The 13,705-nt window shown below is 55.7% G+C and carries 8 protein-coding genes; 1 reads left to right on the top strand and 7 read right to left on the bottom strand.

What is annotated here, in order from left to right; translation table 11 throughout:
- From D8B20_RS17485 to ssuD, 4 genes are all read right to left on the bottom strand, one after another.
- Positions 1-1,422 carry an MFS transporter gene (locus tag D8B20_RS17485; RefSeq protein ID WP_145890669.1) on the bottom strand — a complete coding sequence of 474 codons (1,422 nt, stop codon included), beginning with the start codon at positions 1,420-1,422 and terminating at the stop codon, positions 1-3.
- Positions 1,423-1,618: 196 nt separating this feature from the next.
- Positions 1,619-3,022, bottom strand: a complete 1,404-nt coding sequence (locus D8B20_RS17480) for an LLM class flavin-dependent oxidoreductase (protein WP_145890667.1) — start codon at positions 3,020-3,022, stop codon at positions 1,619-1,621.
- Between the two features lie 81 nt (positions 3,023-3,103).
- Positions 3,104-4,498: an FAD/NAD(P)-binding protein gene (locus D8B20_RS17475; RefSeq protein ID WP_145890664.1), complete on the bottom strand. Its 1,395-nt coding sequence runs from the start codon at positions 4,496-4,498 to the stop codon at positions 3,104-3,106.
- Between the two features lie 13 nt (positions 4,499-4,511).
- Positions 4,512-5,684 carry an FMNH2-dependent alkanesulfonate monooxygenase gene (gene ssuD, locus D8B20_RS17470; RefSeq protein WP_145890662.1) on the bottom strand — a complete coding sequence of 391 codons (1,173 nt, stop codon included), beginning with the start codon at positions 5,682-5,684 and terminating at the stop codon, positions 4,512-4,514.
- 274 nt (positions 5,685-5,958) lie between these two features.
- Between ssuD and D8B20_RS17465 the strand changes: the two genes are divergently transcribed.
- Positions 5,959-7,896, top strand: coding sequence for an aliphatic sulfonate ABC transporter substrate-binding protein (locus D8B20_RS17465; RefSeq protein ID WP_370664135.1), 1,938 nt, complete (start codon positions 5,959-5,961; stop codon positions 7,894-7,896).
- A 423-nt stretch (positions 7,897-8,319) separates the two neighbouring features.
- Here D8B20_RS17465 and D8B20_RS17460 read toward each other — a convergent pair whose 3' ends face one another.
- From D8B20_RS17460 to D8B20_RS17445, 3 genes are all read right to left on the bottom strand, one after another.
- Positions 8,320-9,291 (bottom strand): ParB family protein, encoded by a 972-nt coding sequence (locus D8B20_RS17460; protein ID WP_145890660.1) that lies wholly within the window; start codon positions 9,289-9,291, stop codon positions 8,320-8,322.
- A gap of 7 nt (positions 9,292-9,298) precedes the next feature.
- A complete protein-coding gene (locus D8B20_RS17455) occupies positions 9,299-10,498 on the bottom strand; it encodes an AAA family ATPase (protein ID WP_145890658.1) in 1,200 nt (399 codons plus the stop codon).
- A 2,277-nt stretch (positions 10,499-12,775) separates the two neighbouring features.
- Positions 12,776-13,705: a RepB family plasmid replication initiator protein gene (locus D8B20_RS17445; RefSeq protein ID WP_145890654.1), complete on the bottom strand. Its 930-nt coding sequence runs from the start codon at positions 13,703-13,705 to the stop codon at positions 12,776-12,778.

The following is a 13,705-nucleotide window of genomic DNA, read 5'->3' as shown; positions in this document are numbered from 1 at the left end:
TTACTCCTGATCGTCAATGTCGTGGCGCGTCGGTTCATGGCGCACCGCCAGCAGAAAGAAAATGGGAATCAGGGCAGCCAGTGACACTACCCAGAACATGTTGGTTCCCAGCGCGGCCTGAAGCATCGGCAGGATGAACAACGCCAGCGCGCTGCCGATGCCGGAAAGTGCGCGACTGAAGCCCACGCCGGTGGCGCGAATGGAAGTGGGATAAGAGAGCGCCGGATACACCATCAGCTGCGCGCCGGGTCCGAATCCTTCAGCGAATAACCACAGACCCAGCATCAGCACGGCAAACACAATGCCTGCCAGCGCCTGCGGATGCCCCGTCAGGGCCAGCGCAATCAGCGCAAAGAACTGCAGCGCAAAACCGGCAATCGCCACGTGACGCGAAGGATATTTCCACGCCAGCCGCATGCCTAATAACCCGCCGGTAAAGGCAAACAGCGCATTCAGACCAAGCGAGGCCGCGATGGTTTCAAATACGCCGGCACCGAGGAACTGCGCCAGAATAGAGGGCAGAAAAAAGGCGATGGCGGTGTATTCAAAAGAGATGCAGACATTCATTACGCCAGCCACCAGCGTACGTTCGCGCCACGGTTTCCGGAACAGGACGCGAAAGCTGACGGCGGGTGCAGCGGTGGCAGAGGCGTCAGGCGGTGCTTCGTGCGCATGGATGCCATATGAGTCGCGCAGAATCCGCACCGCGGAAGCGAGATCGCCCTGATTGGCGGCCCAGAGCGGAGATTCGTTCATAAACTTACTGCGCACGGCGATGATCAGCAGCGCAGGCACTGCCCCGAACAGCAGTGACGCGCGCCACAGCCAGTCGGTGTGCGTTGCAGGTAACAGGAAGTAAAGCGCAAAGATCAGCAGGAAGCAGAGCGTGGAGGCGGCGTACCACATCGGGCACCACGCCGCCAGCCGCGCGGCTTTGTTACCTTTGCCGGCAAACCGGGAAAATTCTGCCAGATAAGACATGGCAACCGGTAAATCGATCCCCACGCCGATTCCCATCAAAAAACGTGCGCCAATCAATACCCAGACATTGGGTGCCAGGCCCGCAGCGATGGCCGAAACCACAAAGAACAGCATGTCGGCCATAAAGACCGAGTAGCGGCCATATTTATCCGTAAGCCAGCCGCCGATCAGGTTGCCGACAATGGTCCCCACCATGATTGACGACGTTACCAGCCCGGTAATAAACGGCGTAAGCTGGAATTCACGCACCACATCGTCAATGCCCCAGGACAGGGTTGTCAGGTCATATGCATCAAGAAATACGCCGCCCAGCGCAAGCAACACAATCATACGGGCATGATTGTTTCTGCTGCTGCGGGTGTTGATCAGCCTTGCCACATCACCGACCGAGCGCACCGGTTCCGAGACCGGCAGGGTGTTTTCTAAAGGAAGAGCACTCATAACGCCTCACGTTGTTGTTTTGTTGTGCAGGTGAGGAGGTTATAAGCGGGAAAGGCAGCGGGCCAAAGCAACAAATACTGCTATAAAATTGCTATAAATCAATAACATGATTCATTGCAGCAGCAATACCCGGACACGCGCAGCGCGTCCGGGTTAAGTCACTTTCCCATCACGGCACGCTGCGGTGCCGCCTGATTTAGCGCGGCGTGGTGGCCGCCGCGTGACGGCTGCTGCGGATACGATAGCCTGCGCCGGGATGCGGTGCCTGCAGCTGCGCGCCGCCGCCAAACAGTTTTTCCCGCAGCGTACCGGCCGCATAATCCTGTTTATAGACGCCGCGCTTTTGCAGTTCCGGAATCAGATGCGTCACCACATCTTCAAAGGTTTCATGCGTCAGGGCATAGGCAAGATTAAAGCCGTCGACATCGGTCTCTTCTACCCAGCTTTGCAGCTCATCTGCGACGGTTTGCGCACTGCCCACCAGCAGCGGTCCAAAGCCGCCGATGCCCACCCACTCCGCCAGCGCCTGCACTGTCCACTGCCGCTCAGGATCAGCGGTTGAAAAGGTTTCCACCGCTGACTGGATGGCATTGGTGTGCAGATACTTCAGCACCTGCTCCGGCTGATACTGGCCAAAATCAATACCGGTCCAGCCAGAGACCAGCGCCAGCGCGCCTTCATAGCTGACCCAGTTTTTATACTCCCGCCATTTGGCCTGAGCGGCGTTATCGGTCGCGTCGACAATCACCGTTTGCAGATTAAAAATCAGGATGCTGCGCGGATCGCGTCCGGCGGCTTCCGCCCGCTGGCGAATGTCTGCCACCACGCGCTTCAGCAGGACTTTTGACGGTGCCGCGACAAACACGCACTCGGCATGTTCGGCGGCAAACTGTTTACCCCGGCTGGAGGCGCCGGCCTGATACAGCACCGGCGTCCGCTGCGGTGAAGGTTCACACAGATGGATTCCGGGAACGTTAAAGAAGGTTCCCTGGTGATTAACAGGATGAATTTTTGTCGGGTCGCTGAAGATGCGACGCGCGCGATCGCGCAGCACGGCATCCTGCTCCCAGCTGCCTTCCAGCAGCTTATAGATCACCTGCAGATATTCGTCGGCATAGTCGTAGCGGCTGTCGTGATCGGTCTGCGTTTGCTGCCCGATGTTGCGCGCGCCACTCTCAAGGTAGGAGGTCACAATGTTCCAGCCGATCCGCCCTTTGGTCAGATGATCGAGCGTGGAGAGGCGGCGTGCAAAGGGATACGGATGCTCAAAAGAGAGGGAAGCCGTCAGCCCGAATCCTAAATGTTCTGTCACCAGCGCCATGGGCGTAATTAAAGCCAGCGGATCGTTTACCGGCACCTGTGTGGCCTGACGCAGGGCGGCATCGCCATTGCCGTTGAACACGTCATAAATGCCGAGCACATCGGCAATAAACAGTCCGTCAAACTTACCCCGTTCCAGCAGCCGGGCTAAGTCGACCCAGTAATCGAGATCCTTGTACTGCCAGGATCGGTCACGCGGGTGCGCCCACAAACCCGGCGACTGGTGTCCGACACAATTCATATCAAATGCATTCAGGCGTATTTCACGTTGCGATGGCATAGCAGACTCCATAGCGAAGCCGCAGTCAGCGTGTGACCGGGCGTTCGTCAGTGTGATTTCAGAAAGTGGGAGATAACGAAATTAACGGCGACATCGCCCGTCATAGGCGGCATTGAGCGTATGCAGAATTTGTCGTGCGACGGCAGCAGCGTGATCGGCCACCTGAGGTAAACCCATGAGTTCGCCAAAACGCCCGCGCGCCGCCGGTCCCGCCACCAGCAGGTGACCGCTGGCCTGGCCCTGATGATTGAGCGCGCGTGACTGTGCATCGACCGCAATACCGAAGCCGAGTGCATCACCCTGGATCAGCCCCTGCTGAGCCAGCGATGACAGCAGCGGCTCCCGGGTCAGCAGCGTGTCATGCGCCGGCCCGGAGGTAACCACCATATGGTCCAGCAGCTGCGTTTGTACCGCACCCGATCGCAGCCGCAGCGTCAGCGCCAGCTGATCACCGCAGGACGTGATGTCTGTCATGCGCGCAGCCAGCACCTGCAGTGTACCCTGCGCCAGGCGATGCGCGATCGCAGAGGCAACCTGTGGCGCAACGCGATAACGATGCACATCCCACCAGCTGCGCAGATGGCGCGCAAAGCGTTGCTGTTCGGCCAGGGGCAGCGCCTGCCAGATTTGCTGACCCTGCGCCCGCACGGCGTCCAGCACCCGTTGCCATGGAATGCCCTGCGCAGCCGCGCGGGCAATCTCAGCGCGCGTATGCCTGAGCCAGGCACGGGCGCGGGCCGCGGGGCACGGTGCCAGCGTCCACGCCGGCCATTCACCGCTCAGATTGGCGCGGGAGCGCTGGCCACGGCGGGAAAATGCCAGCAGCGGACCGCGATGCTGACGCCTTTCCAGTGCGGCCACCACGTCTGCCATGCTCAGCCCGGTACCGATAATGCCGACCCGCGCCTGCGGGTCCAGCGTATCCAGTACCCCTGGCTGCCACGGGTTAGCGATTAACGCCGGATGGCCGGAGAACGGCTGCAGCAACGCGGGCAGTGACGGCGGCGGATGGCTGATGGCCAGCACCAGAACGTCTCCGCGCAGCACGTCGCCATCACTCAGCAACAGCTGCTGCCCCTCCCAGCTCAGCGCCCGGGCGCGCCGGTGCTGCAGTTTTACCTGTGGGAAGCGACTGGCCGCCGCAAACTGCTGTGCCAGATAGCGGCCGAACTGCCCGCGCTGTGGATAAACACTGCCATCGGCACAGTGTGCTGCCGGGTCCAGTACGCTTTCAGGTTGCTGCCGGTACCAGCGATCAAACGCGCCCGGTTCGTCGCCGGATAACTGCATGCGGTCAGCGGACACATTAATGCGATGCGACGGTTCTGCAGTGGAGTAAGCGACACCGCCGCCCGGCATCTCGCGCGGTTCAACTACCGTAATCTCTAACGGCACAGACGACATACGCGCGAGTTCAATCGCCACCGCGGTGCCGCTAAAGCCGCCGCCGGCAATCAGTATTCGTGCTGCTGTCATCGTCATCTCCTCTTCAGCTGGCGCGTGCAGGGCGCGAAGGTCGCATATCCCCGCCAATGGTTTCACCGAATGGCCCGGTATTCAGGGTGTGGGCACGCGGCGGCTGCCCCTGTGCCAGCGGCAACAGCGGCAGCAGCAGTTCCGCCACCCGGTGCGCCTCCTCCAGATGCGGATAGCCGGACAGAATAAACCGGGTAATGCCCAGCGCCTGATATTCGCTAATACGGGCCGCTACCTGCTCTGCACTGCCGACCAGCGCCGTGCCAGCGCCCCCGCGAACCAGTCCGACGCCGGCCCACAGATTGGGCGCGATATAGAGGTCCTGTCGTGAACCGTTGTGCAGTGCACGCATGCGCGCCTGCCCGGTGGAATCCATGCGCGCAAAAATCTGCTGTGCCTGAGCGATAGTGTCATCATCCAGATGAGCAATCAGCTTTTCAGCCGCCGCGCGGGCTTCTTCTTCGGTTTCCCGCACGATGACGTGCAAACGGATGCCGTATTCCAGCTCGCGCCCTTTTGCCGCGGCACGGGCGCGAACCTCTGCCAGCTTTTCCGCCACCTGAGCCGGTGGTTCACCCCAGGTCAGGTAGGTATCAACTTGCCCGGCGGCCACCTCTATCGCCGCATCGGATGAGCCACCAAAATAGAGCGGCGGGCCGTTCTCCTGCACCGGTGGGAACAACACTTCCGCTCCCTCAACGTGAATATGCTCGCCCTGATAGTCAACTTTCTCGCCGCGCATTAGCCGGCGGTAAACATCGAGAAACTCCCGGGTGACTGCGTAACGCTGCTGATGGTCGAGGAAAATGCCGTCACCTTTGTTCTCTACCGGATCGCCCCCGGTGACAACGTTAATCAGTAAACGCCCTGCTGAAAGCCGGTCAAGCGTGGTGGCCATGCGCGCAGCCAGCGTTGGCGGTTGCAATCCCGGACGTACTGCAACCAGATAACGCAGCCGCCGGGTTAAAGGCACCAGCGCCGCCGCCACCAGCCAGGCATCTTCACAGCTTTTTCCGGTTGGGATCAGCACACCGCTGAAGCCGGCGTTATCCGCAGCCAGGGCCACCTGTTGCAGATAAGGCAGATCAACCGCCCGCCCGCCTGCCGTGGTGCCCAGATAGCGTCCGTCACCGTGTGTAGGCAGAAACCAGAACACCTCAATATGTCCGTTCAGTTCATCGCGCATTATGCCTTTCCTTTATAACTTAATATCAAACAGCTCAGGTTGAGCCGGATTTTTTAGTTATATGGCTGTTAGCGAAATCCGTGCCAGAACCGGATGCGGCTGAACAGGCTGTAAATCAGCGTGATAGCGCTGAATGCCCCTCTCGCGCTGTTGCGTCTGCAACAGGTGAGCGACGGCATTTGCTGCATTTGCAACTGCTTATGCTTTTTTCCTGCTGTTATCCGATGCAGTGCAGCGATAGCCTGTGCTCATTGAATACGACCGGATAACGACAATGACCTCAGCGGATATGGCTTCTCCTGACACGCTGCGGCTGGTGGACCCCGCCTCCCGCGCCTTTCAGTCCCTGCTGGATAAATTCGCCCCTGCCGATGTAACCGTGCTGATCGCTGGCGAAACCGGCACGGGCAAAGAGGTCGTGGCACGCTATCTTCACCAGCACAGTGGCCGGCGTCATGGTCCATTTCTTGCGGTCAACTGTGGTGCCCTGACAGAGAACCTGGCAGAAGCCGAGTTGTTCGGACATGAAAAAGGCGCTTTTACCGGCGCTACCCATGCGCATCCGGGCTGGTTTGAAGCGGCGCAGGGCGGCACCTTACTACTGGATGAGATTGGTGAGCTAAGCCTGTCACTGCAGGTCAAACTGCTGCGCGTATTACAGGAGCGGGAAGTGACGCGGGTAGGATCGCGTAAAGCCATAAAAGTGGATGTGCGGGTGATTGCTGCAACGCATGTTGATTTGAAACAGGCCATTCGCCTGCAGCGCTTTCGTGAAGACCTTTTTTATCGTCTGAATGTCGCCGTGGTCAATCTGCCGCCGCTCCGTCAGCGCCGTGAAGATATTCCGCTGCTGGCGCAGCACTTTCTGACGGTATATGCCCGACGCCTTGCGCGTCCGGCGCGGCGTCTTTCTGCGGATGCCCTGGCGGCTCTGCATCACTACAGCTGGCCTGGCAATATCCGCGAACTTGAAAATACGCTGCACAATGCAGTTCTGCTCAGTCGTGAGGAGACGCTGAACGCCGGACATTTGCGCCTCGCGGATTTGCACCCTGCGCCTCTGGAAGAAGTATCCGACACCACGCTGGAAACCTTCCTGCATCAGCAACTGATGGCGCAACCTCAGCAGATATTTGATCGTGTCATACGCTCGCTGATCAGCAGCGCGCTGATGATTACGGATAATAACCAGACGCAGGCGGCCGCCTTATTAGGTATCAGCCGTCATACGCTGCGTACGCAGCTGGCGCACAGCGGGGCCATTAAAGGGCGGCGCAAGCATGAGGGAGCGAGGCGGGGAAGCCGCGCCGCGCTGCCGCAGCCTGAACGGGAGTTACGTATTGGCTACCAGAAATTTGGCAACCTCGGCGTACTGAAAGCGCGTCAGACGCTGGAACAGAGCCTGACACGCCACGGCGTCAGCGTGCTATGGAGCGAATTCCCTGCCGGCCCGCAACTGCTGCATGCGTTACAGCATGATGAGATCGATTTCGGTACCACCGGCGAAGTTCCGCCGATCTTTACTCAGGCTAGCGGCAATGCACTGACGTATATCGCGTGGGAGCCACCAGCGCCTGCCAGCGTCGGCGTGGTCGTCAGAGTCGATAGCGGCATCACAACCCTGCGCGATTTACGCGGTAAACGTATTGCGGTGAACAAAGGTTCAAATGTGCACTGGTTACTACTCCAGTTGCTTGAAGAAGCAGCCATCCCTGCGGATGAGGTCAAAATAATTTACGCACCGCCAAAATACCCGCTCACCGCCAGTGATTACCTGTCCGTTGATGCGTGGATGATGTGGGATCCGCTCCTCAGCGCAGCGGAAAATCATCCTGAACTGCGGATTGTCGCGAGCGGTGAAGGGCGGGTAGATAACCACCAGTTTTATCTGGCGCGACGTGATTACATCCGGCAGCACAGCGACATTCTGCCGTTGCTGGCAGAACAGCTGCAGGAAACCGGCATCTTTATAGACAGTCACCGCCGTCAGGCTGCCCAGCTGCTGGCACAGGAGATGGGGATAGATCCGCAGGCAGTATTACGTGCTCTGATGCGCCGTAGCCATCAACCGCGCGTAATGACCATCGATATCATCAGAGCGCAGCAGGCAATCGCTGACCGCTTTTATGCGCTGGGCATACTCAGCAGACCGGTGCGCATTCGCGATGCTGTGTGGCAACCGGCGGATAAGGCGGTGCTTATTCCCTCTTAAAAGTTATCCACGGATTCTGTGGATAAATCATTGAATATCGTCTGGCTAACGCTTACGGGCGGCCAGGTTTATGCACTACGACAGGTGAAAAGCCTGGCGATTTCAGCCTGAAATTTTCCTGATAAATTATTATTTATCATAAAGTTAAGCATGAAAACACTGCGGCGAGCCCTTATAATTTCAGTGTGACCGCTGCTCACCCCGGATTTATGATAGCGGGCTGCTGAATTCGCATTCAGTGATGTCAGGGATATTCGCGCCCTGTAAACCACAGCTAAGCAAGTCACTGTCAGAGTGAAATTGTGGCGATTTCAGGCTGAAATTTTAACTGCAATACCCGTTTTATCATCAACTTAGTGTTGAAAATGACACGGCGAACGCGTGCAATCAGGCATGAAAAAACCGCCCTGAGGCGGTTTGTTTTTACTGATTGAGATATTTATTAAGCGTTTCAGAAATCACTCTGTCGAGTTCCTCCTGTAGCTCTTTGGACTGACGATTGAACTCATAGCTGAACATCCGGCCACGCGTTTTTTTGCGGGCAAAACGGTCTTTATCCGCAAAGTTCCATAATGGGACGGAGACAACTTTATCTTTGGCAGGTGACTGAATTAACGTCTGACTGCCGTTACGCACCAGACGTAAAATGCCGTTCTTCACTTCGTCTTCAGCCAGTCCTTCACGCGCGCAGACGCTGTCAACATCCATGCTAATGGTTTCAATCAACGCATCAACGCTTTGCCCGGTCTCCTGCAGCTTTTCACAGGCCTGCAGCAGTGTTTTATAGTCCGGGTAGGTCAGTTCAGAATGATTCGGGAACAGGGTTACCAGCTCTGAGGGCACGCTGGCTGCCTGCAGTGCACGGGTGACTTTTGCCTGCGAAAGCCCCTGCGTTTGTGCGATCTCCTTTTGCGACAGCCCGCTGTCTTTCAGCGCCATCAGGCGCATTCCCACCTCACGCAGATTGTGTTCGCGCGCGGTCTGGATGTCCTGCGCCAGTCGGCGCGCCTCTTCGGCTGAAATAGCGGCATCCGTGACCAGCACATCCAGCCCGGTTTTACAGTGCAGCGCTGCGGCCCGGCGGCGTGAACCATCCAGAATCTCGATGCGGTCGCCGCGTTTTACGCCAATCGCCGGAAAGAATTGCTGGAGTTTAATGGTGCGAATAATATCGCGCAGCGACTCTGGCGTCAGGCCAGCCTGATCTCGACCATTGGTTTCCATCACCACGTAAGTTTTTTCTTCTACTTCACGTGCGGCGATGTGCTCAAGCGTGAACAGGGCGCGTTTGCCCGTCGTCAGAATAAAGGTCTGGGTATGACCTTCAGCGCGGGTCTCATTTTGCAGAGGTGTCTGGCTGAAGGTCCGGCCAATGGTAATTCTTTTTGCGCTCATAATAACCTCAGTTCAGGCGGATAAATTCAATACGATCAAATACGGCTTTGGCAAAATCCTCTGCCGCCGAACGCGCATTTTTTAATGCCTCGCTGCTGCCAACATAGGTAGAGGGATTAGCAGAAATGACGGTATCGAAGGATTCGCCGCAGCGCTCAAATCCATCCAGACGCGGCAGTGCCGCATCCAGCATATCGCCGCCGAAAATCTCTTTCGCCAGGCTGTGGCACATTTTATGGTCAGCTTTATTGGAGAGTTTCGACATAAAGCCAATATTGCCCTGCAGACGGCAGGTTGCGCCGGACTCCTCAATGATGCCGATCAGCTCCGGCAGACGCGTCAGATATTTCAGCGTGGAGTGAAAATCCACCTGTGCCGGCGGCACTGGCGTCATCAGCAAATCTGATGCCGCAATGGCATTCTTCAGGAAGGCATCAAGGTGCGGGCCGCTGTCGATAAAGATGAAGTCATAATCTTTTTTCAGTTTGGCCACGACGTTTTCATACAGGACAGCATGAACGTTTTGCTGCGGCAGATGCTCGGCGCACAGCTCTTCCCAGCGGGAGGCGATAAAGGCGTCGTCAATGGATGCTGGCAGCACATCCACGCCGGGGATAATGGAGGGGACAATAAACTCATTCTTCAGCTCATCGCGGCTGACATTCTGCAGCATTGCCTGCGCCGCCGTCGCCTCCACCAGTCCGACAGAACGCTCATGATTCAGGAACATGGTGGCGGAAGATTGCGGGTCGAGGTCAATGACCAGTATGCGTAAATCTTCAAACAGCAGATGGGGATGCGCGCGCAGGGCATGCGCCAGAGAAACAGTCGAGACCGTTTTAGAAACGCCGCCTTTAAGATTGCCAACAAAAATGGTAAAGGCTTCCGGATGACGATCACGATATTTAGGTACACCGCGATGATGATAGATATCGATAATGTTTTGAATCGACATCGCGTACTTGGTGGAGCTGCCTGCCGCGCGTTTGTCGAAAGGATAGCCATTTTCTTCCATTTCGTTAACGGCATAATCCACGCTGGCCCGCGTCAGTTTAGGCAGTTTTGCCAGTGCGGCTTTGGCATAGACCTGATAAAAGGAATTTTCCTGTAACTCTTCTTTTTGTGCCTGAATTTGCTCTGTCAGGCTCATTAGCATCTTTTCTGAGCGCTGCGCGACTTTCAGGACCTGCTTGTCATCATTAGCCATACTTGCTCCACACATGTAGGATTTGTGACTTTATACAGAAATCCTGCACACGAGGCAAATACTTATCATATCTCTGCCATGCTTCCGCACAGAGCTGGCGTTAATCAATAGTGAGAAGGGATAAACGTTCACTGTAATCAGTAGCGGATGATGGTCGTCACGCTGCTGATGGCAGCCCTGGCCGCGTTTATGAGGAAAGATTCACTGTAATCAGCAAACGCCGGGAATGAGCCCGATATAACCCATGCAGGAAAAATCTAAAGTCCGGCGTTCTGGCTCACCACATCCTGAGGGCAGAAGAGAGCAGGGCAGGAACAGGACTGATGCCGCGCCGGGAGCAGCAGCTGCAGCTGCAGTAGCAGTAGCAGTAGCAGTAGCAGCAGTAGCAGCAGGAGCAGGGACAGGGACAGGGACAGGGACAGGGACAGGGACAGGGACAATAGTAGTCAGTAGAGAACATGCCGCAGCAAAGTCACGACAGGTAAGTTTCCAGACAGACAAAAGGACGCTAAGCCAGTGGCAGGCTGTGACTAGAGGCATCACCAACAACGTTCACTGTAGTCAGCACGTCTGAGAATGAAAAGATTCACTGTAATCAGCAAACGTACACTGTAGCCAGCTACATTTTGCACAATGATTCACTGTGATCGGCGCGACCTGTACGGATCGTCCCGCTGTCTGCCATATGGGTTAGCGCTAAGCGTAAAACATTCACTGTAATCATTCACCGCTGATGGCAGACGCTGGATGAGGTAACCAAAACGTTCACTGTAATCAGCAACCAAGGGCGGCAGAGGATCATCGCAGGAACACAAATATTCACTATAATCAGTAAGAGCCTATTTAGCGCTCAATCATTCACTATAATCAGTAAGATCCTTTCGGCGTTTTAATGAGATGCTGTTCGTTCATGCTGAACATTCACTGTAATCAGCAGGCTCTCCCGACCGTTACCTGCTGCGTTCACTGTAATCAGTAACACTGACTCATCGTAAGGGCGCACAAAAGTATACCCGGATAGAAGCGTCGCCATCAGCAGTGCTCATCAGCCCGGCAGTAATAAAGCTGCACGGACAAAGATTCACTGTAATCAGTAAAGCTGAGCCGTTACGCAGCCCGTAAAAGCTGTGCGATCGGCGCTATTGTCACCGACAATACCCCATAAAAAGCGATTTAGTGACTCAGCGGTTCAGCGGTTCAGCGGGTCAGCGGTTCAGCGGGTCAGCGGGTCAGCGGGTCAGCGGGTCAGCGGGTCAGCGGGTCAGCGGGTCAGCGGGTCAGCGGGTCAGCAGGTCAGCAGGTCAGCAGGTCAGCAGGTCAGCAGGTCAGCAGGTCAGCAGGTCACCAGGTCAGCAGGTCAGCAGGTCAGCAGGTCAGCAGGTCAGCAGGTCAGCAGGTGACCAGGTCACCAGGTCACCAGGTCACCAGGTCACCAGGTCAGATTAAAGCAATGCGCAACTGGCGTGTAATAAGTAGCGCCAGAACTGTAAACGCCTCGAGCGGCGTTCACTGTAATCAGTGATCGCGCTATAGAAATGGGTAAGACAGATAGTTCACTGTAATCGGTAGTCGCGTGACCGCAGGCTGTCAAGGCAAAGCGTTCACTGTAATCAGCAAGCGTATCAGGGCGCATCTTGCTATACCCAGCAGGGCAGGGGATAGGTAACAAGCGACACCCCTAACCGTTCACTGTAATCAGTGAAGCGGGAGAGGTTGCCTGACAAATACGCACAGCAGCCAGCTTGCTGATACATTCACTATAGTGAGAACACACGGATAACATTCACTGTAATCAGCACGGGTTGCGCCCTGTCACTTTTACTGGTTACATTTACAGCATCTTCACTGATTACAGTGAACCTTTGCACGCGCAGAAATTATTTATAATAAAATCAATAGATTAAATTGATACATTCACTGTAATCAATAAGCCTTACCACAACAGTCTGGTCCTGATGAGCCGGCATGAAAACGCAGGTCAGGCGTTCACTGTAGTCAGCAAAACAGGTTAAAACAGAGCATTTCATCTCTGTTTAACCCACCTTGTAAGTACTTACTATCATCTAAAGATGCATTAATGCGGGAAAAAGAAAAGGGCAGCATACAGGCTGAGAGATATTAAGATATCATTCACTGACTACAGTGAACGTACTGCGTATAGTGAACGGCGTAGCGACATACTGATTACAGTGAATGTAAGTGCAGAGAGCAGAATGTCACTTTTTAAGCAAAAGTGACATCGCCACAGGGGAATTGCTGATTACAGTGAATCTGCCGTCAGTCTTCAAAATCCAGTTCTTCAAGCGAATCGATGCTTTCCAGATTACTGATGCCATCCAGCTTCGGCGTGCGGCTATGAATAATAAAGAACACCGAGCGGCCTCGCTTCACCTCTGAATAATCCAGATAGCCAATCTCTTTCAGCTGTTCCATCGCACGCCGCACAACGTGGTTCTGCGTGGTGGTCTTTGAGCCCAGATTAAGCCGCATACGCAACCTTGCCAGTGAGATCGGCGCGGGATTGGTAGGCAGGCTCTCCAGGTACGTATAGAGCGCCTGAGCCGACTCTTTCCGCTTCAGCCGTGAAATGGCCCGCAGCTGCAGCAGCACCTTATGGTCAAAATTATACAGCTCGAACAGTTTTGGATCGGCCTGAATGCGCACCAGATCTTTCTCGCGATCGTAATAAGCCGACTGAACCAGGTGCGTATGGTAGGCTTTGCCGTTGCCCTCAAACGACAGCGTGTTGGTGGCAATACGACGAAGCGAGGCGTCCAGACGCTTACGCAGCGCCGCAGAGGAGTTGGCAGAAGGGATCCCACACATTTTGACGAAGTCGATAAACGGCAGCGTCACCGTGTCGCCTTTTGACGGATAACGTGAAAAGGACTGAATGATACCCGCCCAGGTTTTGAAATCGTTATCCATATCCAGCCTCGCGCCGGTAATGGTAATCTTTTCATAACCTTCGGCCTTTACCAGCGACAGGTTTTTAAGTTCTTTCGTGGCGTCCGTGGAAGCCATTGCCCCGGATTTTCCACGTGCCGTGGATTTCAGGGTAGGAACAAACAAGCCCAGGCGCATCAGCGCGACCGGTTGTACGGTGTTATTTTTGTTGGGATGAAGCTGAATAACTTCACCGCTGTTTTTTGTCACCGACAGAAAAGGTTCAAGTAACGCCTTGTTTTCACTCTCTTTGTCTGCCAT

It is taken from the genome of Candidatus Pantoea soli (assembly GCF_007833795.1).
GTDB classification, from domain to species: domain Bacteria; phylum Pseudomonadota; class Gammaproteobacteria; order Enterobacterales; family Enterobacteriaceae; genus Pantoea; species Pantoea soli.
This window is presented reverse-complemented; position numbering and strand designations above follow the sequence as displayed.

Coding starts and splice junctions, on each gene's coding strand:
- D8B20_RS17465 (WP_370664135.1), top strand. CDS start 5,959: ATGACCTCAGCGGATATGGCTTCTCCTGACACGCTGCGGCTGGTGGAC.
- D8B20_RS17485 (WP_145890669.1), bottom strand. CDS start 1,422: ATGAGTGCTCTTCCTTTAGAAAACACCCTGCCGGTCTCGGAACCGGTG.
- D8B20_RS17445 (WP_145890654.1), bottom strand. CDS start 13,705: ATGGCAGACAAAGAGAGTGAAAACAAGGCGTTACTTGAACCTTTTCTG.
- D8B20_RS17480 (WP_145890667.1), bottom strand. CDS start 3,022: ATGCCATCGCAACGTGAAATACGCCTGAATGCATTTGATATGAATTGT.
- ssuD (WP_145890662.1), bottom strand. CDS start 5,684: ATGCGCGATGAACTGAACGGACATATTGAGGTGTTCTGGTTTCTGCCT.
- D8B20_RS17475 (WP_145890664.1), bottom strand. CDS start 4,498: ATGACAGCAGCACGAATACTGATTGCCGGCGGCGGCTTTAGCGGCACC.
- D8B20_RS17460 (WP_145890660.1), bottom strand. CDS start 9,291: ATGAGCGCAAAAAGAATTACCATTGGCCGGACCTTCAGCCAGACACCT.
- D8B20_RS17455 (WP_145890658.1), bottom strand. CDS start 10,498: ATGGCTAATGATGACAAGCAGGTCCTGAAAGTCGCGCAGCGCTCAGAA.